Below are 19,757 nucleotides of genomic sequence, written 5' to 3'. Positions count from 1 at the left end.
GCACCGCCAGCCGCGCCCTACGGGCCCACCTGCACTCCCGGCGTGTGCTGCCAGCCGCGTCCCACAGGCCCACTTGCACTCCCGGCGAGTGCCGCCAGCCCTCTCATACCCATGGGACCGCGAGCCAACGGGCTGGTGCGCGTCCCGGCCTACTCGCACCCCGGGAGACCACCGCCAGGCCACGCCCCCATCGGCCCACTTGCACCCCTGAGATCGTCTCCGCTGCTGGGGCCTGGGGAAGTGGGTGGGCTGGTGAGGCCGAGGGGGCGGTGGGGCGGTGATCCCAGGGTGGGAGAGAGCTGCGGCGGATGGGCTTGGGCTGGATTGGCCGGGGTGTGGGCGGGGTGCTGGGTGCCGTGGTGGGCTGGGGAGTGGGGTGCTGGGGGCCGGGGAGTGGGATGCCCGCCGTGGCGGTTAGGGGGAATGGGATGCCGGGGCCGTGGTGGGCCGGGGAGTGGGACGCTGGCCGTGGCGGGCAGGGGGAATGGGATGCCGGGGCCGTGGTGGGCCGGGGAGTGGGACGCTGGCCGTGGCGGGCAGGGGGAATGGGGTGCCGGGGCCGTGGTGGGCCGGGGAGTGGGACGCTGGCCGTGGCGGGCAGGGGGAATGGGGTGCCGGGGCCGTGGTGGGCCGGGGAGTGGGGTGCTGGGGGCGGGAGTGGAATGCCGCGGCCATGGTGGGCCGGGGGTGTGGGGGCGAGTGCCCGAGGTGTGGGGCGGAGTGCTTGGGGGTGTTGTGGGCCGGGGTCGGGGTATGGGCTGGCGGTGGCCTCCTGGGGTGCGAGTGGGCTGGTGGGGCGAGGGGTGGGCCGGTGGTGGTCCATGGGGGGAGGGCGGACCACCACCGGAGTTGGGTTAGGGGTGGGGGGTTACCACTCCTGCATGGGTTCCGCCTCGGCGGGTGGGTTCGCCTACTGCTTGGGTTTGGGTGGGGGTGAACTCCAGGGCGGCGGCTGCGCCGATGGTGGGTTGTGCGGTGAAGACGTGGCCTAGGGCGGTGAGGTCGCCTGCGGTGGCGATGAAGGCGGGCTCGGCGACGGTGGTGGGGGTGTTGCGTTGGGAGGCCCGGGGGGCGGCCACGGCGTCGCGCAGGGGCATGTTGAAGTCGATGCGGTTGACCAGGATCTGCAGGACCGTGGTGATGATCGTGGAGCCGCCGGGGGAGCCCAGGGCCAGGAACGGCTTGCCGTCGCGCAGGACGATGGTGGGGGACATGCTGGAGCGGGGGCGCTTGCCGGGGGCGGCCAGGTTGGGGTCGGGGGCGTCGCCCTGGGTGGGGGTGAAGTTGAAGTCGGTCAGCTCGTTGTTGAGCAGGAAGCCGCGGCCGGGGACGACGATGCCGCTGCCGCCCACCTGCTCGATCGTGTTCGTGTAGGAGACGATGTTGCCGCGGGCGTCGGACACCACGAAGTGGTTGGTGTGGGCCTCGTTCTCGCTGGACGCGGTGCCGGGCGGCGGCGGGACGCACTCGTGGTCGCCGTACGGGTTGCCGGGGGCGGCCGGGGCCGGGAGCACGCGGATGGGGTCGATCAGGCACGAGCGGGACTTGCCGTAGGACTCCGACAGCAGCGCCCGCTGGGGCACGGCGACGTACGCCGGGTCGCCGATGTAGCGGTTGCGGTCGGCGTAGGCGAGCTTGCTGGCCTCCAAGTAGTAGTGCAGCGCCTGCGACCGGTCGAGCGAGCCGAGGTCAAACGGCTCCAGGGTGTTCAGCGCCATGCCCACCGTCATGCCGCCGCTGGACGACGGAGCCATCCCGTACACGTCGTATCCGCGGTAGTTCACGTGCGTCGGCTTGCGGTCGATCGTGCGGTAGTGCCGCAGGTCGCTCAGCGTCATCAGACCCGCTGGCGGGTCGATGGTGGCGTCGCGGGCCAGCGGCGGGTGCTGCACGGCGTCGACTACGTCGCGGCCGATGGCGCCGCCGTAGAACGTGCGCGTGCCGTGGCGGGCGATCTCGCGGTAGGTGGCGGCCAGGTCGGGGTTGCGCATGATCGTGCCCACCGCGGGCACCTTGCCGCCGGGCAGGAACAGCTCCGCGGTCGAGCTGAACTGGCGGAACCGGGGCTCGTTGTCCACGATCTCCTGGCGCAGCACGGGCGTCAGCGGCCAGCCGCGCTCGGCGACCTCGATGGCGGGCTGGAGCGCGTCGTCGAGGCCGAACCGGCCCCACTTGCGCAGGGCGCGCTCCCAGGTGGCCAGCATGCCGGGCGTGCCGACGGACAGCCCGCTGGTCACCGCGTCCCAGAACGGGTACGCCCGGCCCGTCGCCGGATCGACGAACATGCGTTCGTGCCCGGCGCGCGGGGTCGTCTCCCGCCCATCGATGGTGGAGACGCGGCCGGTGCGGGCGTCGTAGTGCACCCAGTACCCGCCGCCGCCCAGGCCCGCCATCATCGGGTCGGTGACGCCGAGCGTGGCGGCCACGGCGACGGCCGCGTCGGCAGCGGTGCCGCCCGCGCGCAGCACGCGCAGCCCGGCCTCGGTGGCCTCCGCGGTGTCGGACACGACCGCCCCGCCGGTCCCGACGGCGTAGTGGGTCGACGCCGCCGCCTGCACGGGCGCGGCGACCAGCCCGCAGCCGACGAGCAGGGTCGTCACGAGCGCTGTGGAGCGAGGTTTTCGCATCTCTTGCCTCTTCCCTGGTCCGGTATCGGTGCCTCCATCCTGGACCGGCGCGTGTGGCTCGGGCCACAGGAAGGCGCGGGCCTGTGGATAACTCCACGCCTGTCGGTGACAGTCGTTCCTGGACAAAACAGGTCGCCGAGAAGACCCGCAAGGGCTACCGGACGACCACCGACGGGGTGACGCAGCAGCAACCGCAACCGGGCGCACAGAAGGCCGGCGCACCGAGACCCAGCGCACTGCCGCCGAGCCCGCCGAGCCTGGGGCGGCACAGACGCCCCACCGCCTGGGTCGACGCGTCGATCCGACTCCTCACGGCCGCCGAGCTTCGCTGAGAAGCAGGGGCTGCGCTGGGCACAGGTTCACCCGCTGCACCGGGGGTTCCGGGGTGAGCCTTCACGCGCCGCGGAATTTCGGTGGGGAGTAGGAGGGTGGCCAGACTCGCCTGCTGCGCTGGGGTTCAGCGCGTCCGAGGTGACGCGACGGTGGGTGGAGGTGTCGATGAGGTCCTCGCGGCCGCTGAGGCTCGGTGGGGCAGGAGGGGCGGTCAAGGTGGTGCGAGCTCGCCTGCTTTGCCGCCGGTTATGCCTCGGGCGGCGGTGACCTGATTGCCCGGCTGGGTGGGGTGCCGATCAGGCTCCCCGCAGCCGCTCGATCGGTGAGGCGCAGGAGTGCGCGGGCGGCCAGGCCGACGCCGGACATGGCCGCCTCAGTGCGATCCGCCTCCTCACCGCCGCTGGGCTTCGGTCAGGAGCAGGAGCGCATAGGCGGCCAGTGACTGGGCGTCGGTGATCGTGCCTGCGCGGACCATGGTCTCGAAGTCCGTGCGGGGGAACCAGGCGCAGCGCATGTCCTGTTCCTCGGGTTCGCGTTCGTGCGGGCCCTCGGTCAGGTCGGTGGCCAGGAAGACGTGGCCGCGCTGGCTGGACATGCCGGGGGCGCAGTCGAGGCCGCCGATGCGGGTGATCGCGCCAGCGCGCAGGCCGGTCTCCTCGCGCAGTTCGCGGGCGGCCAGTTCCTCCGGCGGGCTGTCCGCGCGGTCCGGGGCGGTGCCCTGGGGGAACTCCCAGCGGCGCTCGCCCAGCGGGTAGCGGTACTGCTCGACCAACATGAGGCGGTCGCCGTCGAGGGGGATGATCAGGGCGTAGTCGGGCTTGTCGACCACGCCGTAGATGCCCGCGCTGCCGTCGGCGCGGCGCACATCGTCCTCCCGCACCGTCATCCACTGATTCGCGTACACCTGCCGAGTGCCCAGAGACTCCACGGGGCTCATTGTTAACCTGCTCCGCGTGCGTCTCGTGATCGCCCGGTGCCAGGTCGACTACGTCGGCAGGCTGACCGCCCACCTGCCGATGGCCAACCGACTCCTCCTCGTGAAGGCCGACGGCTCCGTCTCGGTCCACTCCGACGACCGCGCCTACAAGCCGCTGAACTGGATGACGCCGCCGTGCTGGCTCATCGAGGACCGCGGCGTGTGGACGGTGCAGAACAAGGCGGGGGAGAAGCTGGTGATCACCATCGAGGAGATCCGCCACGACTCCGCCCACGAGCTCGGCCCCGAGCCCGGCCTGGTCAAGGACGGTGTCGAGGCCCACCTGCAGGAACTGCTCGCCGAGCACATCACCACCCTCGGCGACGGCTACACCCTCGTCCGCCGCGAGTACCCGACGGCGATCGGCCCGGTCGACATCCTCTGCCGCGACCAGTCCGGCGCCTCCGTCGCCGTCGAGATCAAACGCCGGGGCGAGATCGACGGCGTCGAGCAGCTGACCCGGTACCTGGAGCTGCTCAACCGAGACCCCCTGCTGTCCCCCGTCCGCGGGGTGTTCGCCGCCCAGCAGATCAAGCCCCAGGCCCGCACGCTGGCCGAGGACCGGGGCATCCGCTGCGTCACCCTCGACTACGACGCCCTCCGCGGCATCGAGCCCGACGAGTTCCGGCTGTTCTGAGCCCGCTCATCGTGCGGGAGCGCGCCCACCGCGCCATGCTTGGCCCGATCACGGGAGGGTGGGCATGGATGTCCTCGCGCAGGCGGATCTGCGGCTGGACGCGGGCTGGGTGGACTACGCCCTGCTCGCGGTCTACTTCGTCGTCGTGCTCGGGATCGGGTACATGGCGCGGCGGTCGGTGTCGAGCAGCCTGGACTTCTTCCTGTCGGGACGGTCGCTGCCCGCCTGGGTGACCGGGCTGGCGTTCATCTCGGCCAACCTGGGCGCCGTCGAGATCTTCGGGATGACGGCCAACGGCGCGCAGTACGGCATCCCGACCGTGCACTACTACTGGATCGGCGCGATCCCGGCCATGGTGTTCCTCGGCCTGGTGATGATGCCGTTCTACTACGGCTCCAAGGTGCGCAGCGTCCCGGAGTTCCTGCTGCGCCGGTTCGGCCGCCTCGCCCACCTGGTCAACGGGATCAGCTTCGCCACGGCGCAGGTGCTGATCGCGGGCATCAACCTCTTCGCCCTCGGCACGGTGGTCAACCTGCTGCTCGGCTGGCCGCTGTGGCTGTCGGTCGTGGTCGCCGCGGCGATCGTGCTGGCCTACACGTCGCTGGGCGGGCTGAGCGCGGCCGTCTACAACGAGGTCATGCAGTTCTTCGTCATCGTGGCGATGCTGCTGCCGCTGACGTTCATCGGCCTGCACCGCGTCGGCGGGTGGGACGGGCTGGTGGACAAGATCGCCGGGGACGCCGGGGCGCAGGTCAGCAGCTGGCCCGCGACGAACCTGACCGGCATCGGCGACGCGACGCTGTCGGTGCTCGGCATCGTCTTCGGCCTCGGCTTCGTGCTCAGCTTCGGCTACTGGACGACGAACTTCGCCGAGGTGCAGCGGGCCATGTCGGCCAAGTCCATGTCGGCGGCCCGGCGCACGCCGCTGATCGGCGCCTACCCGAAGACGCTGATCGCGCTGATCATCATCATCCCGGGCATGATCGCCGCGGTGCTCTCCCCCGAACTGGCCGCCTACAAGGCCGGGGAGAACACCGGGGTCGACTACAACGACGCGATCATGCTGCTGATCCGCGACCTGCTGCCCAACGGCATGCTCGGCATCGCGATCACCGGCCTGCTGGCCTCGTTCATGGCGGGCATGGCGGCCAACGTCAGCTCGTTCAACACCGTCTTCACCTACGACATCTGGCAGTCCTATATCCGCAAGGACAGGCCGGACGACTACTACCTGCGCGTCGGCCGCATCGTCACCGTCGTCGGCTGCCTGGCCGCGATCGGCACCGCGTTCATCGCCGCTGGCTACAACAACATCATGAACTACCTGCAGGCGTTGTTCAGCTTCTTCAACGCCCCGCTGTTCGCCACGTTCATCCTGGGCATGTTCTGGAAGCGGATGACGCCGCTCGCGGGCGGCCTCGGCCTGATCGCGGGCACGCTGGCCGCGATCACCATCGACGTGCTGAACCGGGCGGGCGTGCTGGACCTCGCCGGGCAGGGCGCGAGCTTCATCGCCGCGATCACCGCGTTCGTCGTCGACATCGCCGTCAGCGTGGCGGTCTCGCTGGCGACCCGGCCGAAACCGGACCGCGAACTGGTCGGCCTGGTGTGGTCGCTGACCCCGCGCGACCAGTGGAAGGAGACCCACGGCGACGCGAGCGGCTGGTACCGGCGGCCCGCCGTGCTCGCGGTGGGCGTGCTCGCCCTGACCGCCGCGCTCAACGTCATCTTCTGGTGAGGGGGACCCCATGGCCAAGAAAGCCGGACTGTTCGACCTGCGGGGCATCCTGGCCCTGCTCTTCGCCGTCTACGGAGTGGTCCTCACGATCATGGGGCTGTTCTCGACCTCGGCGGAGGACCTGCGCAAGGCGGGCGGGATCAACGTGAACCTGTGGGTTGGTCTGGGGATGCTGATCGCCGCGGCGCTGTTCGCGCTGTGGCAGTGGCTGCGCCCGCTGGCGATCCCCAGCGAACCCGCCGAACCCACAGAGCCCACCGAGTCCGCAGAGCCCGCGGAGCCGACCGGGTGATCCGGTCGATAGCTTGCACGCTGAATCGGGCGCTACCGCCACGCCGGGCCCCGGGTGTAGGAACGAAGCCGGGACTCAAGGAGGCGACCCGATGAAGAAGATCATCAACCGGCCGGACACGGTGGTCGTCGACAGCCTGCGCGGCCTGGCCGCCGCGCACGCGGACCTGCTGCGCGTGATCGCCGACCCGGCCCAGGTGCTGCGCGCCGACGCGCCCGTGCGCGGCAAGGTCGCGCTGGTATCCGGCGGCGGGTCGGGGCACGAGCCCCTGCACGGCGGGTTCGTCGGTCCGGGCATGCTCGACGCCGCCTGCCCCGGCGCGGTGTTCACCTCCCCGACGCCCGACCAGGTGCACGCGGCGGTCACCGCGGTCCACGGCGGCGCGGGCGTGCTGCTGCTGGTCAAGAACTACACCGGCGACGTGCTGAACTTCGAGACGGCCGCCGAGCTGGCCGCCGCCGACGGCATCGACGTGCGGACGGTGGTCATCGACGACGACGTGGCCGTGCGCGACTCGACCTTCACCGCGGGGCGGCGCGGCGTCGGCGGGACGGTGCTGCTGGAGAAGATCGTCGGCGCGGCCGCGGAGTCCGGCGCCGACCTCGACACCTGCGAGCGCGTCGCGCGCGCCGTCGTCGCCGAGGTCCGGTCGATGGGCATGGCGCTGACCGCGCCGACCGTCCCGCACGTCGGCTCGCCGAGCGTCGAGCTGGGCGCGGACGAGATGGAGGTCGGCATCGGCATCCACGGCGAGCCGGGACGCGCGCGGACACCGCTGGTGGGCGCCGAGGGGATCGTCACCGGGCTGCTGGACCCGATCCTGGAGGACCTGCCGTTCGCCGAGGGCGACGACGTCCTGCTGTTCACCAACTCCATGGGCGGCACGCCGCTGCTGGAGCTGTACCTGGCGCACGGCATCGCCGAGGACCTGCTGGCCGCGCGCGGCATCGAGGTCAGGCGGCGGCTGGTGGGGCCGTACATCACCAGCCTGGAGATGCAGGGCGTGAGCCTGACGCTGCTGCGCATGACCGACGAGCTGCTGGAGTACTGGGACGCCCCGGTGCGCACGGCGGCGCTGCGCTGGGGGTGCTGATGCGCTGTGACACCGCCGGGGTCATCGCTGGCGTGCGGCGGGCGGCCGAGGCCGTCGCCGCGCACCGCGACGAGCTGGTCGACCTGGACAAGGCCATCGGCGACGGCGACCACGGCGAGAACCTCAAGCGCGGCTTCGGGTTCGTCGTCGACGCGCTCGACTCGTCCACTTTCGACACACCCGGCGCGGTGCTCAAGATGGTCGCCACGACGCTGATCTCCAAGGTCGGCGGCGCGTCGGGCCCGCTGTACGGGACGGCGTTCCTGCGCGCGGCGACGCTGGCGGGCGAGGCGCCGGAGATCGACGTCGTCGCGGCGCTGCAGGCCGCGCTCGGCGGGATCGTCGACCGGGGCAAGGCCGTGGTCGGCGACAAGACGATCGTGGACGCGCTCGCGCCCGCCGTCGAGGCCGGGCTCGGCGGGGCGACGCTGGCCGGGATCGCCGACGCCGCCGACGAGGGCGCCGCGTCCACCGTCGCGCTGGTGGCGCGCAAGGGCCGCGCGTCGTACCTGGGCCAGCGCAGCGCCGGGCACCTGGACCCGGGCGCCCGCTCGACGGCGATCATGCTCCGCGCGTTCGCCGGGGGCGGCTCGTGACGCGCGTCGGCCTGGTGCTGGTCTCCCACAGCGCCCGGCTGGCCGACGGCCTGGCCGAGCTGGCCGCGCAGATGGCCCCGGACGTGGCGATCATCCCCGCAGGCGGGTCCGACGGCGAGCTGGGCACGGACTTCGACCTGGTCTCCGACGCCCTGTCCCGGGCGCAGTCCGGCGCGGGCGTGGTGCTGCTGTACGACCTGGGCAGCGCCAAGCTCGTCGCCGACATCGCCGTGGAGATGCTGGGCGACCCGACGAGCGCGGCGGTGGTCGACGCGCCGCTGGTCGAGGGCGCGATCGCGGCGGCCGTGGCCGCCCAGTCCGGCGCGGACCTCGACGCGGTGCTGTCGGCCGCGGCGTCCGCGCTGAGCGCGGGCGCGGACGGCCCGACCGCCTCGGGCAACCGGGTGGAGATCGAGCTGACCAACGACGTCGGCCTGCACGCGCGCCCCGCGGGCCTGCTGGTCCGCGCCCTCGCCGACCTCGACGCCGAGGTGACGGTCGAGTACCAGGGCCGCACCGCCGACGCCCGCAGCGTCCTGGGCCTGCTGGGCCTCGGCGCCCCCGGCGGCGCCCGGGTGAGCGTCACCGCGGACGGCCCCGACGCGACGGAGGCCCTGGGCCGGGTCGAGGACCTGGCCGCCCGCCGCTTCGCGAGCTAAAAAACCGGGTGCGGCGGAGGGGCTCGGACGGCGACGCTGTCGGCGATGGAACTCGACGAACTGCTCGCCCGGCGGCTGGTGCGTGACCAGTTCCCGGCGTGGGCCGACCTGCCGGTGACCCCGGTCGAGGTCGGCGGCTGGGACAACCGGACCTTCCGCCTGGGCGACGAGCTGAGCGTGCGCCTGCCCAGCGGGAAGTGGTACGCGCTGCAGGTGGCCAAGGAGCAGCGCTGGCTGCCGGTGCTGGCGAAGGGCCTCCCGCTGCCCGTCCCGACCCCGGTCGCGCTGGGGCGGCCCGCGCTCGGCTACCCCTACCCGTGGTCGGTCTACCGCTGGCTCGACGGCCGCAGCGCCAACACCGCGCCGATCGTCGACCACACCCGCTTCGCCACCGACCTCGCCGGGTTCCTGGCAGCACTGCGCCGGATCGACGCCACCGACGGGCCCGAGCCGGGCAAGCACAACTTCTTCCGCGGCGCGCCCGTCGAGGTGTACGCGGAGGAGACGCTGCGGGCGATCGACGCGCTGGGCGCGGAGATCCCGCGCGACGCCGTGCGCGCGGTGTGGGACGACGCCGTGGCCAGCCGGTGGACGGGCGCGCCGGTGTGGTTCCACGGCGACGTCGCCGTGGGCAACCTCCTGGTGCGCGACGGCAGGCTGAGCGCGGTGATCGACTTCGGCACCAGCGGGGTCGGCGACCCCGCCTGCGACGTGGTCATCGCCTGGACCCTGCTCACCGGCGGCAGCCGCGACGCCTTCCGCCGCGCGCTGGACGTCGACGCCGCCACCTGGGCCCGCGGCCGGGGGTGGGCGCTGTGGAAAGCCCTGATCACCCTGGTCGACGCCCTGGAGCGCGGCGAGGAGGGCACGCTGCCGCGCCGGGACATCCGACGGGTGCTGGCCGACGCGGCGGGCTGATTCGGTACCGGTCCAGTGGCGGAGTTCACCCGTCACGCCCGCGAACGCGTGGCAGGATCGACCGAAAGTTACCCGCAGGTAGCAATCGGAGGTCGTTGTGGCGCGAGAGTTCTCCACCATCGGTGTTGTCGGCCTGGGGACCATGGGCGCGGGCATCGCCGAGGTACTCGCGCGCACCGGGCTCACCGTCGTCGCGGTCGAGGTCGACGAGGCCGGGATCGAGCGCGGCAAGGGCCACATCACGCACTCCACGGCCCGCGCGCTGGCCAAGGGCAAGCTCGACGAGGCCGCGCACGCCGAGGTGCACTCCCGCATCAGCTACACCACCGAGCTGGCCGACCTGGCCGACGCCGACCTGGTGATCGAGGCCATCCCGGAGAGCCTGGCCGACAAGGCGGCGCTCTTCGCCGAACTCGACAAGATCGTCAAGCCGGAGGCGATCCTGGCCTCCAACACCAGCTCGCTGTCGATCACCGAGATCGGTGTCCACACCGGACGCCCGGGCAAGGTCGTCGGCCTGCACTTCTTCAACCCGGCCCCGGTCCTCAAGCTGACCGAGATCGTGCGCACCGTCGTCACCGAGCCCGACGTGGTCGCCGACGTGGTCGAGTTCGCCAAGCGGCTGGGCAAGGAGCCGGTCGTGATGGGCGACCGGGCGGGCTTCATCGCCAACGCGCTGCTGTTCGGCTACCTCAACCACGCCGTGTCGATGTACGAGCAGAAGTACGCCACCCGCGAGGACCTCGACGCGGCCATGCGCTTCGGCTGCGGCTACCCGATGGGCCCGCTGGCGCTGCTGGACCTGATCGGCCTCGACACCGCGTACGAGATCCTGGAGACGATGTACGCGCAGTCGCGCAACCGCCTGCACGCGCCGTCCCCGATCCTCAAGCAGATGATCACCGCGGGCCTGCTCGGCCGCAAGACCGGCCGCGGCTTCTACACCTACGACGCCCCCGACTCGCCCACCGTCGTCGCCGACGCCCAGACCCCGGCCGCCGCCGCGGACGGCGACGTCGCCCTGCGCGAGGTCCGGCGGGTCGGCGTCGTGGGCACCGGCACGATGGCCACGGGCATCGTGGAGGTCTTCGCCCGCAAGGGGTTCGACGTCATCCTGCGCGCCCGCACCGCCGACAAGGCCCAGGCCGCGCTCGGCAAGGTCCGCAAGTCCCTGGACCGCCAGGTCGCCAAGGGCAGGCTCGCCGAGGACGCGCGCGACGAGATCCTGGCCAGGGTCACCCCGGCGGTGGAGTTCGAGGAGCTGGCCGACTGCGACCTGGTCATCGAGGCCGTGGCCGAGGACCTGGCCGTCAAGCAGGCCGTCTTCGGCGCGCTGGACGAGGTGGTCAAGCCGGGCGCGATCCTGGCCACCACGACCTCGTCGCTGCCGGTGATCGAGTGCGCCGCGGCGACCTCCCGCCCGGCCGACGTCGTGGGCCTGCACTTCTTCAACCCGGCCCCGATCATGAAGCTGGTCGAGATCGTCGAGACCATCTCCACCTCGGCCGACGTCGTGGCCACCGCGCACGCGCTGTGCCAGCGGGTCGGCAAGCACCCCGTGCACTGCGGCGACCGCGCGGGCTTCATCGTCAACGCGCTGCTGTTCCCGTACCTCAACGACGCGGTGAAGATGCTGGAGGCGCACTACGCCGACGCCGACGACATCGACACCGCGATGAAGGTCGGGTGCGGGCTGCCGATGGGCCCGTTCGAGCTGCTGGACGTGGTCGGCCTCGACGTCTCGCTGGCCATCCAGCGCACGCTCTACAACGAGTTCCGCGAGGCGGGCTTCGCGCCCGCCCCGCTGCTGGAGCACCTCGTCACCGCGGGGCGCCTCGGCCGCAAGACCGGCAAGGGCTTCCGCGACTACAGCTGAGCGGCTAGCCGCAGCACCCGCCCCCGCAGCAGCCGCCGCCGGGGGCGGGCGCCGCGGCCCCGCCGGAGAGCCCGGCCATGGTGAGCAGCTTCACGGTGTCGTCGTGCCCGTCGGGACACGACGCGGGCGCGGCGGACTCGCTCATCGGCCGCTTCACATCGAAGGTGGCGCCGCACTCGCGGCACCGGAACTCGTAGGTGGGCACGCACTCATTCTGCCGCACGCATAACCTACAGACCCGTGCCCCGTCGCAACCGCAGCCAGCCGACCGGTCCCCGCCCGCTCAGCGGCGCCCTCGCCGACCAGCGCCGCGAGTCCGGACCCGACGGCGAGTGGTTGGTGCGCAACGTGCCCGGCACCCACGCGACGAAGACCTACCGCTGCCCCGGCTGCGACCACGAGATCCGGCCGGGCACCGCGCACGTCGTGGCGTGGTCGGCCGAGGACGGCGGGACCGTGGCCGACCGTCGGCATTGGCACACCGGATGTTGGTCGGCTCGGTCGCGTCGGCGCTGGTAATGGACGATCATGGAGGGTATGCGCACCCTTCCCTGCCCCAAGCCGTGGCGCCGCCCCGACGGGACGCCCCGGCAGGACACCATCCCGACCGGCGCGGCGTGCACCGTGGCCGTCGACGGCGAGACGGGGCTGCTGCTCCCCAGCAGGGGGACCAGCCGCACGGCCGCGTTCGTGCTGGTGGGCGTGGGACTCGCGCTGGCGGTGCTGTCCGGGTTCCTGGTGACGGCCAGCCCGGTGATCGCGGTCGCAGGCGGGGTCGTGCTCGGGCTGCTCGGCGTCCTGCTGATCGCCGCGGGGCTGTTCGCGCTCAAGCACCGGCCGGTCGCCACCGGCTTCATGCTCACCCCGGACGCCGTCGTGCTCACCTGGCTGCGGCCCGTGGTCCGGTTGCCGTGGGACGTGATCAGCGAGATCCGTCCGCTGGCGCTGCGCATGGGCCGGTCCCCGGACGCGCCGAGCCGCAACTACCTCGGCCTGGTCTCGCGGGGCAAGCCCGACGTGGGCGAGCGGATGCGGAAGGTGGCGGTGCGGTTCGGGCCGGACGTGGCGTGCGCGGTGCCGGTGGGGTCCCTGAACGTCGACCAGCTGGTCGTGCTGCACACCCTGGAGTTCTACCGCGACCACCCGGAGGCCCGCGCCGAACTGGCGGGCGACGCGGCGGTGCTGCGGGTGCGCGAGGCGCGGCTGCACGACGCAGAATGACGCCGTGACGACTCTCGTTCTGCTGCACGCCTTCCCCATGGACTCGCGGATGTGGGACGGGGTGCGGTCGCTGCCCGGCCTGATCACCCCGGACCTGCCCGGCTTCGGTTCCGCCCCGCTGCCCGCGTCCGAACCGGACCTCGGCGCGATGGCCGACGCCGTCATCGCCAGCATGGACGACGAGGGCGTGGAGCGCGCGGTCGTCGGCGGCTGCTCGATGGGCGGCTACGTGGCGATGGCGCTGCTGCGCAAGGCCCCGGCGCGGGTGTCGGGCCTGCTCCTCGTCGACACCAAGGCCACCGCGGACGCCCCGGAGGCGGCGGCGAACCGGCTCGCGGTGGCTGATCGGGCCGAGCGCGAGGGCATCACGCCCTGGCTGGCCGACGCGATGCTGCCCTCGCTGGTGACCGACCCGGCGCACGCGGGCGTCGTCCGCGAGCTGATGGAGTCCCAGGACCCCGCCGCCGTCGCCTGGGCCCAGCGCGCGATGGCGGCCCGCCCGGCGTCCCACGACGTGCTGCGCACGAGCGTGCCGACACTGGTCGTGCACGGCGCGGAGGACCGGATGATGCCGGTGGCGCTGGCGGAGGAGCTGGCCGACCTCACCTCCGGCACCCTGACCGTCCTGCCCGGCGTCGGCCACCTGCCGCCGATCGAGGCGCCCGAGGCGTTCGCCGCCGCCGTGCGCCCGTGGCTGGCGGGCCTGTGAACGCCATCGCGCGCGGCTGGGACGAGGCAGCGGACGGCTACCTGGACTACTTCGTGCCCCGCTTCGCCCCGTGGGTGGCCGCCGCTGTCGACGCGCTCCCGGCTGCCCTCCCCGACGGCCCGATCCTGGTCCCGTGCTGCGGCCCGTTCCCGGAACTCGACCTGCTCGGGGCCCGGTTCCCCGGTCGGGAGATCGTCGGGGTCGACCTGTCGGAGGGCATGGTGAGCCGGGCGCGGGAGCGGGCGCGGCGCTGGCCGTCCGCGCGCGTGGTCCAGGGCGACGCCACCGACCTCGCCGCGTGGTCCGGATGTGCCGCCGTGGTGTCGGTGTTCGGCTTGCAGCAGATGCCCGACCCGGAGCAGGCGGCCCGCTCGTGGGCGTCGGTGCTGCGGCCGTCGGGCTGGCTGTCGATCGTGTACTGGCCGGAACAGACCGAAGAGGACGGCCCCTTCGCCCGCGTCCGCGCGGTGCTGGGCGGGAAGACGTCGGACAGGACATGGGAAACCCGCCTGCTGACGAACACCCCCACCACCATCGAGCGCGACGAGACCATCACCTTCCCGATGACCCACCCGAGCGCCGAGGAGTTCATCGACGCCTACACCACCTCCGGCCCCATGCGAGCCCGAGCCCTGACCGAGGGCGAAGCCTTCGTCGAGCGAATCCGAACGCACTTCCTCCGCGACACCCCCCAGGGCGAGTGGCGACACCACCCCCAAGCCCGCCACCTCCTCGCCCGCCGCGAGTTGTCCACAGGCGCGGAGTAACGCCTGCTTGCCGTCCCTGTGGCGCGGATAACGTGGTGGCAGGGAGGTGATAGCGCTCCAGCCGCTTTCGTGGGGTGGAGCAACCGTCGATCAGCCGCGCCTGCGCACACGAGAACGCTGACCGTCAGCGCCCGGTGCGGGGGATGGTGTGGCAGCGCCGGTGGAGAGCACGGTGCCACAGCAGTGCACGCGGCCCAACCGACGGTTCACCGGCCAGGGATGTCCGCGATGTGACCTCCTCGCCGCGCCGCCCGCCGCCCGCCGCTCGCAGTCGCCGCAGCCGCTGCCCGCAGCCGCTGCCCGCAGCCGCCCGTCGCCGTCGCAGCCCGTCGCAGCAAGCCGCTGCTGGACGCTGCCGTTGTTGCTGTCGGAGCGGCCGCAGGCAGCCGCTGCTGTTTGTCGCCGCTGGCGCTGCTGGCGTCGCTGCAGGCGTGGGCTGCGGGCGTGCGGCAGCGCCAGGGTGGAGCGTCAGCGGGGCAGCTCGAATCGCGGTGTGGTTTCCCCACAGGTCTTCCGCACTCGGCGGCGCTCAGCGAAGGAACCATCCATCCAGTGCTGGCTGTCCCCGTGTGGGGCTTGGGTGTGTTGGGCGTCAGCGTTTGCGTCTGCGGCGGTGGCGGTCTGGTTGTAGGGGGATCGCGGGCAGGGAGTCGTCCTCGTCGCGGGTGAGGAGTTTGGTGGCGCGGTGGACGGTGTCGATCAGGGTGGGGTCGGTGGCTCGGCGGAGGACGGCTAGGCGTAGGCGGCTGTAGCCGCGGACCGAGACGGGGCGGCGGTGGCGGATGAGGTACTCGTCCAGTGGCTTGAGCTCGTCGGCCAGGGCGCGGTCGATCAGGACGGTGCCGGGGCGGGCTACCGAGGTCAGGCGGGCGGCGATGTTGACCACCGAGCCGTAGACGTCCCCGAAGCGGCTGAGGACTCGGCCGTAGGCCAGGCCCGCGCGCAGGGCGGGGAGATCGGGGTCGGCGTCGGCGGCGGCGAGCAGGCCGAGGGCGATCTCGGCGGCGTCGCGCGGGGTGTCGGCGACGAACAGGACCTCGTCGCCGAGCATCTTGACGATGCGGCCGCGGTTGTCGGCCACCACCTCGGCGGTGATCGCGTCGAACCGGTCGACGATGTCGACCAGGCCCGCGTCGTCGGTGCGGCGGGTCAGGGTGGTGAAGCCGACCATGTCGGCGAACCCGACGACGGCGGTGCGGTTCTCCTGGATCTCGCCGGGCCGGGCCAGGGCGCGACCAGCGTGGGCGGAGAGGTGGCGGCGCCACGCGTAGTCCTGCAGCCGCTCCAGCTCGGGCACCAGCCGCTCGATCAGGGCGGTGACGTGGCGCTCGTCGGTGAGCAGCTCCGGGTTGGCGGTCAGCACCTCGCGCAGGACGTCGACCTGCCACTCGGCCAGCCGGGACAGGTGCTGGCCCAGCATCCTGGCCGTCGCGGTGGCCGTGTCCGGGTCGAGCAGGCCCTGGTACATCAGGTCGTGCGTGGCGCGCAGCGCGTCGGCGTCGGCGTCGGTGAACACGACGGCGTCCTCGCCGACGGTGGCGAAGCCGAGCGAGCGCCACAGCGCGGTCGCCCGCTCCTGCGGCACGCCCGCCTTCTCGCACACCTGCGCACGGGTGTACTTGCGCTCCCCGCCGAGCAGCAGCTCCTCGACCCGCGCCGCCTGGTCGCTCACGTCGTGTGGACGATCAACACGTCGACGTCGGCCTTGCGGGCGGCCTCCGACGGCACCGAGCCCAGGATGCGGCCCGCGAGCGTGTTGAGCCCCCGGTTGCCGACGACCAGCAGGTCGGCCCGGTGGTCGTGGACGACCTTGGCCAGCGCGGGCACGGGCTCGCCGTCGACGACGACGGTCTCGATCGACGTCGCACCGGCCCTCCGCGCCCGCTCGGCGGCCGAGCGCACGGCCTCGTCGGCCGGGTTGGAGCCGACGACCTGGTAGGCGACGTCGTCGCCGAGGTCGTCCTGCGCCTTGCGCACGTCGCGCTCGCTGGCCGGGTGGTAGGCGCAGGCGATGACCAGCGTGGCCCCGGTGTCCGCGGCGATGCCCGCGGCCCGGTCGACCGCGCGGTACGAGGAATCCGATCCGTCGGTCCCGACGACGACGGTCTGGTAGGCGCCCATGGTCCTCCCTCGGTAGCTACTTGTGGGTAAAGGTACCCAGCACAACGAGACACGGGGCTGCGGGACGCGCCACAATCCCGAGCCATGGACGCACTGCTCGCCGTGGCCGTCGCCGAGGCCAGGGCCGGGCTGGCCAGCGGGGGCATCCCCATCGGGGCCGCGCTGGTCGGGCCGGACGGCTCGGTGTGGGGACGCGGCCACAACCGCCGCGTCCAGGACGGCGACCCGTCCGCGCACGGCGAGACCTCGGCCTTCCGCGCCGCCGGACGCCGCCGGTCCTATCGGGGGACGACGATGGTGACGACCCTGTCGCCGTGCTGGTACTGCAGCGGCCTGATCCGCCAGTTCGGCATCACGTCGGTCCTGATCGGCGAATGCCGCACCTTCAGCGGCGGCCACGACTGGCTCGCCGAGAACGGCGTCTCCGTGCGCATCCTCGACGACCCGGAGTGCGTCTCCCTGATGACCGACTTCATCGCGGCCCGCCCGGAGCTGTGGTTCGAGGACATCGGCGAGTAGCGGACACGACCACCCGGTCACCGGTGTTCGGGAGAGCCGGAGGCCGCCGCCCCTCGTCCCGGCAGGGTTGCCGACGGAGGACGTCGGCTGGAGGCGCGGATGGAAAGGGCCACGCGGTTGCCAGGACGCGCTCTACACGGCGGACGGAGCAGGCGGTAGCGGCCGTCGGCTAGCGGCGGGGCGATTTCACCGGGGCCGACTTCTTGGTCTTCTCCCCGTCGTCCTTGGCCGCGTCCGGCACCGCCATCACCTGGGTCTGGCCGCCGTCGGGGTCCTTGGGCTCCCAGGACTCGCGCGGGGGCCCGGAGGTCTCCGACGCGGGCTTCACCGGGGTCAGCATGGTGCGCGTGGGGGAGTTGTCGGCGGGGGAGCCGTCGACGGTGGTGGGGACGCGCTCCTCGGGCAGGGGGTCCAGCGCGGGGGCGGCGTCGGCCAGCTGCACGTGCGCGTCGGCGATGAGGTTGCGGGCGGCGTTCAGCTGGTCGGCAACGCGGGCCCGCAGCTGCCGCAGGGCGGCCACGCGCTGGGCGGCGTGGGAGATGCGGCGGTTGGACTCGTCCGTCGCCTCGCGGACGCGGCGGTGGGCCTCCGAGGTGGCCTCCTCCAGCCGCGCCTTCGCCTCGGTGATGGCCTCGTGGCGGCGGCGGTTGGCCTCCTCGGTGGCCTCCCGCACGCGGCGCTCGGCCTCGGACTTGCTGGTGGCCTCCTGCTCGGCCAGCGCGCGCATGGCCTCGGTGCGGCGGCCGGACATCGCGATCTCGAAGTCCTCCTCCACCTGCTCGCGGCGGCGCTGGGCGGCGGCGTCGAGCCGCTCGGCCTCCGCCCGCGCCTCGGCGACGGTGTGCTCGGCCTCGGCGCGGGCCTTGGCCAGCACCTCGCGGTGCTCGGCCTCCATCTCGGCGCGGCGCTTCTCCAGGTCGGCGAGCATGCGCTCGTAGCGCTGGCGCAGCTCGGCGCCGTCGGCCTCGGCCTTGGCCCGGATGTGGCCCGCCTCGGCCTCGGCGCGGGCCTTGGTCTCGGCGGCCTCCTCCTGGGCCAGGCGCAGCATGCGCTGCAGGCGCTCGCTCAGGCCTTCCAGCGTGGTGGGGGGCAGGGAGAGGCGGTCGACCTGCTTGCGCAGGTCGCCGATCTCCGTGCGGCTGTGTTCGAGCTGCTTGGCCAGGTCGGCCGCCTGCGCCACCGCCGCGTTGCGGTCGGCGTGCAGCAGCTGCAGTTCGGCCTCCATGCGCTCCAGGTGCTCGTTCACCTGCGCGGTGTGGTAGCCGCGCTTGGTGATGTCGAACCCGGGGCCCAGAGGCACCAGCTCGCGTTCCTCGCCCAGACCCATACCCACTACGCTACCCGGAAGGCCTGCGCCCTACGCTCCCTACACGCCCCGGAACCGGTTGATCTTGTCCAGGTGGCGTGCCCGCAGCTGGTGGTCGCGGACCCCGAGGCCCTCCTCCGGAGCCAGGCACAGCACGCCGACCTTGCCCTGGTGGGCGTTGCGGTGGACGTCCAGCGTCGCCTGCCCGGTCTCGGCCAGCTCGTAGGTCTTCGACAGCGTCGGGTGGATCAGGCCCTTGGCGATGAGCCGGTTGGCCTCCCACGACTCGCGGTAGTTCGCGAAGTGCGAGCCGATGATGCGCTTGAGGTTCATCCACAGGTACCGGTTGTCGTACTGGTGCATGAACCCCGAGGTCGACGCGCACGTCACGATCGTGCCGCCGCGGCGGGTGACGTACACCGACGCGCCGAAGGTCTCCCGGCCCGGGTGCTCGAAGACGATGTCGGGGTCCTCGCCGCCGGTCAGCTCGCGGATCCGGGCCCCGAAGCGCTGCCACTCCTTCGGGTCCTGGGTCTCCTCGTCCTTCCAGAACCGGTAGCCCTCGGCATTGCGGTCGATGATCAGCTCCGCGCCCATCGCGCGGCAGATCTCGGCCTTCTCCGGGCTGGACACCACGCACACCGGGATCGCGCCGCCGTTGAGCGCGAACTGGGTGGCGTAGGAGCCGAGGCCGCCGGAGGCGCCCCAGATCAGCACGACGTCGCCCTGCTTCATGTTGGCGCCGTTGGTCGAGACGAGCTGCCGGTACGCCGTGGAGTTGACCAGCCCGGGGGAGGCGGCCTCCTCCCAGGTCAGGTGGTCCGGCTTCGGCATCAGCTGGTTGGCCTTGACCAGCGCGATCTCGGCGAGGCCGCCGAAGTTGGTCTCGAAGCCCCAGATGCGCTGCTCGCTGTCCATCATCGTGTCGTTGTGCCCGTCGGGGCTCTCCAACTCGACGTTGAGGCAGTGCGCGACGACCTCGTCGCCGGGCTTCCAGTTGTGCACGCCGGGGCCGGTGCGCAGCACGACGCCCGCGAGGTCGGACCCGACCACGTGGTAGGGCAGGTCGTGCCGCTTGGCCAGCGGCGAGACCTTGCCGTAGCGCTGCAGGAACTTGAAGGTGGACACGGGCTCGAAGATCGAGGTCCACACGGTGTTGTAGTTGATGGCGCTGGCCATCACGGCCACGAGCGCCTCACCGGGGCCCAGCTCGGGGGTCGCCACCTCGTCGAGGTGCAGCGACTTGCGCGGGTCCTTGTCGCGGGACGGCACCCCGGCGAACATCTCGACCTCGTCGGCGTGGACCGTGACCCCGCGATAGGTGTCGGGGACCGGCAACTCGCCGATCGTGTCCAGCTCATCGGCCATG

At 72.7% G+C, this 19,757-nt stretch carries 20 protein-coding genes; 13 read left to right on the top strand and 7 right to left on the bottom strand.

Annotation, left to right across the window (positions count from 1 at the left end; all coding sequences use genetic code 11):
* Window positions 1–854: 854 nt before the first annotated feature.
* Together ggt and IEY98_RS27320 are read right to left on the bottom strand one after the other, a co-directional pair.
* Entirely contained in the window at window positions 855–2,627 is a 1,773-nt protein-coding gene (ggt, locus tag IEY98_RS27325; RefSeq protein WP_189213527.1) for a gamma-glutamyltransferase, read from the bottom strand.
* A 724-nt stretch (window positions 2,628–3,351) separates the two neighbouring features.
* Window positions 3,352–3,897: an NUDIX domain-containing protein gene (locus IEY98_RS27320; protein ID WP_189213526.1), complete on the bottom strand. Its 546-nt coding sequence runs from the start codon at window positions 3,895–3,897 to the stop codon at window positions 3,352–3,354.
* A 16-nt stretch (window positions 3,898–3,913) separates the two neighbouring features.
* Here IEY98_RS27320 and nucS point away from each other — a divergent pair, with 16 nt between their 5' ends.
* The 8 genes from nucS to IEY98_RS27280 all read left to right on the top strand — a co-directional run bounded on the left by nucS (window position 3,914) and on the right by IEY98_RS27280 (window position 11,745).
* Window positions 3,914–4,573: an endonuclease NucS gene (nucS, locus tag IEY98_RS27315; protein ID WP_189213525.1), complete on the top strand. Its 660-nt coding sequence runs from the start codon at window positions 3,914–3,916 to the stop codon at window positions 4,571–4,573.
* Between the two features lie 64 nt (window positions 4,574–4,637).
* Window positions 4,638–6,311 (top strand): sodium:solute symporter family protein, encoded by a 1,674-nt coding sequence (locus IEY98_RS27310; RefSeq protein ID WP_189213524.1) that lies wholly within the window; start codon window positions 4,638–4,640, stop codon window positions 6,309–6,311.
* Window positions 6,312–6,321: 10 nt separating this feature from the next.
* Complete coding sequence (locus tag IEY98_RS27305) at window positions 6,322–6,603, top strand: hypothetical protein (RefSeq protein WP_189213523.1); 282 nt, start codon at window positions 6,322–6,324, stop codon at window positions 6,601–6,603.
* Between the two features lie 91 nt (window positions 6,604–6,694).
* Window positions 6,695–7,696 carry a dihydroxyacetone kinase subunit DhaK gene (gene dhaK, locus IEY98_RS27300; RefSeq protein WP_189213522.1) on the top strand — a complete coding sequence of 334 codons (1,002 nt, stop codon included), beginning with the start codon at window positions 6,695–6,697 and terminating at the stop codon, window positions 7,694–7,696.
* Window positions 7,696–8,292: a dihydroxyacetone kinase subunit DhaL gene (dhaL, locus tag IEY98_RS27295; protein ID WP_189213521.1), complete on the top strand. Its 597-nt coding sequence runs from the start codon at window positions 7,696–7,698 to the stop codon at window positions 8,290–8,292. The genes dhaK and dhaL overlap by 1 nt, the downstream gene beginning before the upstream one ends.
* A complete protein-coding gene (dhaM, locus tag IEY98_RS27290; protein WP_189213520.1) occupies window positions 8,289–8,951 on the top strand; it encodes a dihydroxyacetone kinase phosphoryl donor subunit DhaM in 663 nt (220 codons plus the stop codon). The genes dhaL and dhaM overlap by 4 nt, the downstream gene beginning before the upstream one ends.
* Window positions 8,952–8,996: 45 nt before the next feature.
* A complete protein-coding gene (locus IEY98_RS27285; protein ID WP_189213519.1) occupies window positions 8,997–9,869 on the top strand; it encodes an aminoglycoside phosphotransferase family protein in 873 nt (290 codons plus the stop codon).
* Window positions 9,870–9,966: 97 nt separating this feature from the next.
* Complete coding sequence (locus IEY98_RS27280) at window positions 9,967–11,745, top strand: 3-hydroxyacyl-CoA dehydrogenase family protein (protein ID WP_189213518.1); 1,779 nt, start codon at window positions 9,967–9,969, stop codon at window positions 11,743–11,745.
* A 4-nt stretch (window positions 11,746–11,749) separates the two neighbouring features.
* Here the strand turns inward: IEY98_RS27280 and IEY98_RS27275 are convergent, their stop codons facing one another.
* Window positions 11,750–11,950 carry an FmdB family zinc ribbon protein gene (locus IEY98_RS27275; protein ID WP_189213517.1) on the bottom strand — a complete coding sequence of 67 codons (201 nt, stop codon included), beginning with the start codon at window positions 11,948–11,950 and terminating at the stop codon, window positions 11,750–11,752.
* A 35-nt stretch (window positions 11,951–11,985) separates the two neighbouring features.
* On the opposite strand from IEY98_RS27275, the gene IEY98_RS27270 reads away from it, so the two are divergent.
* The 4 genes from IEY98_RS27270 to IEY98_RS27255 are packed head-to-tail and all read left to right on the top strand — an operon-like array spanning window position 11,986 to window position 14,442.
* Window positions 11,986–12,264, top strand: a complete 279-nt coding sequence (locus IEY98_RS27270) for an Rv1322 family protein (RefSeq protein ID WP_189213516.1) — start codon at window positions 11,986–11,988, stop codon at window positions 12,262–12,264.
* An 18-nt stretch (window positions 12,265–12,282) separates the two neighbouring features.
* Window positions 12,283–12,966, top strand: a complete 684-nt coding sequence (locus IEY98_RS27265; protein ID WP_189213515.1) for a hypothetical protein — start codon at window positions 12,283–12,285, stop codon at window positions 12,964–12,966.
* A gap of 4 nt (window positions 12,967–12,970) precedes the next feature.
* A complete protein-coding gene (locus tag IEY98_RS27260; protein ID WP_229787557.1) occupies window positions 12,971–13,675 on the top strand; it encodes an alpha/beta fold hydrolase in 705 nt (234 codons plus the stop codon).
* Complete coding sequence (locus IEY98_RS27255; protein WP_229787555.1) at window positions 13,672–14,442, top strand: class I SAM-dependent methyltransferase; 771 nt, start codon at window positions 13,672–13,674, stop codon at window positions 14,440–14,442. Before IEY98_RS27260 ends, IEY98_RS27255 begins: the two co-directional genes overlap by 4 nt.
* Before the next feature lie 592 nt (window positions 14,443–15,034).
* On the opposite strand, the gene IEY98_RS27250 is transcribed toward IEY98_RS27255, so the two are convergent.
* A complete protein-coding gene (locus IEY98_RS27250; protein ID WP_189213513.1) occupies window positions 15,035–16,114 on the bottom strand; it encodes an adenylate/guanylate cyclase domain-containing protein in 1,080 nt (359 codons plus the stop codon).
* Complete coding sequence (locus IEY98_RS27245) at window positions 16,111–16,563, bottom strand: universal stress protein (protein ID WP_189213512.1); 453 nt, start codon at window positions 16,561–16,563, stop codon at window positions 16,111–16,113. Before IEY98_RS27245 ends, IEY98_RS27250 begins: the two co-directional genes overlap by 4 nt.
* Window positions 16,564–16,647: 84 nt before the next feature.
* Here IEY98_RS27245 and IEY98_RS27240 point away from each other — a divergent pair, with 84 nt between their 5' ends.
* Complete coding sequence (locus tag IEY98_RS27240) at window positions 16,648–17,082, top strand: nucleoside deaminase (protein WP_189213511.1); 435 nt, start codon at window positions 16,648–16,650, stop codon at window positions 17,080–17,082.
* 169 nt (window positions 17,083–17,251) lie between these two features.
* On the opposite strand, the gene IEY98_RS27235 is transcribed toward IEY98_RS27240, so the two are convergent.
* The gene (locus IEY98_RS27235) at window positions 17,252–18,409 is read right to left on the bottom strand and encodes a coiled-coil domain-containing protein (protein WP_189213510.1); all 1,158 of its coding nucleotides are present in this window, start codon (window positions 18,407–18,409) and stop codon (window positions 17,252–17,254) included.
* Window positions 18,410–18,448: 39 nt separating this feature from the next.
* Complete coding sequence (ccrA, locus tag IEY98_RS27230; RefSeq protein WP_189213609.1) at window positions 18,449–19,756, bottom strand: crotonyl-CoA carboxylase/reductase; 1,308 nt, start codon at window positions 19,754–19,756, stop codon at window positions 18,449–18,451.
* Between the last annotated feature and the right edge of the window lies 1 nt (window position 19,757).

Source organism: Actinokineospora fastidiosa (assembly GCF_014648415.1).
Taxonomy (GTDB): domain Bacteria; phylum Actinomycetota; class Actinomycetes; order Mycobacteriales; family Pseudonocardiaceae; genus Actinokineospora; species Actinokineospora fastidiosa.
Note: the sequence above shows the minus strand (reverse complement) of the source record. Positions and strands in the feature narration are given on the sequence as shown.

Coding starts and splice junctions, on each gene's coding strand:
- ggt (WP_189213527.1), bottom strand. CDS start 2,627: ATGCGAAAACCTCGCTCCACAGCGCTCGTGACGACCCTGCTCGTCGGC.
- IEY98_RS27320 (WP_189213526.1), bottom strand. CDS start 3,897: ATGAGCCCCGTGGAGTCTCTGGGCACTCGGCAGGTGTACGCGAATCAG.
- IEY98_RS27310 (WP_189213524.1), top strand. CDS start 4,638: ATGGATGTCCTCGCGCAGGCGGATCTGCGGCTGGACGCGGGCTGGGTG.
- IEY98_RS27305 (WP_189213523.1), top strand. CDS start 6,322: ATGGCCAAGAAAGCCGGACTGTTCGACCTGCGGGGCATCCTGGCCCTG.
- dhaK (WP_189213522.1), top strand. CDS start 6,695: ATGAAGAAGATCATCAACCGGCCGGACACGGTGGTCGTCGACAGCCTG.
- dhaL (WP_189213521.1), top strand. CDS start 7,696: ATGCGCTGTGACACCGCCGGGGTCATCGCTGGCGTGCGGCGGGCGGCC.
- IEY98_RS27285 (WP_189213519.1), top strand. CDS start 8,997: ATGGAACTCGACGAACTGCTCGCCCGGCGGCTGGTGCGTGACCAGTTC.
- IEY98_RS27265 (WP_189213515.1), top strand. CDS start 12,283: ATGCGCACCCTTCCCTGCCCCAAGCCGTGGCGCCGCCCCGACGGGACG.
- IEY98_RS27245 (WP_189213512.1), bottom strand. CDS start 16,563: ATGGGCGCCTACCAGACCGTCGTCGTCGGGACCGACGGATCGGATTCC.
- IEY98_RS27240 (WP_189213511.1), top strand. CDS start 16,648: ATGGACGCACTGCTCGCCGTGGCCGTCGCCGAGGCCAGGGCCGGGCTG.
- IEY98_RS27235 (WP_189213510.1), bottom strand. CDS start 18,409: ATGGGTCTGGGCGAGGAACGCGAGCTGGTGCCTCTGGGCCCCGGGTTC.
- ccrA (WP_189213609.1), bottom strand. CDS start 19,756: ATGGCCGATGAGCTGGACACGATCGGCGAGTTGCCGGTCCCCGACACC.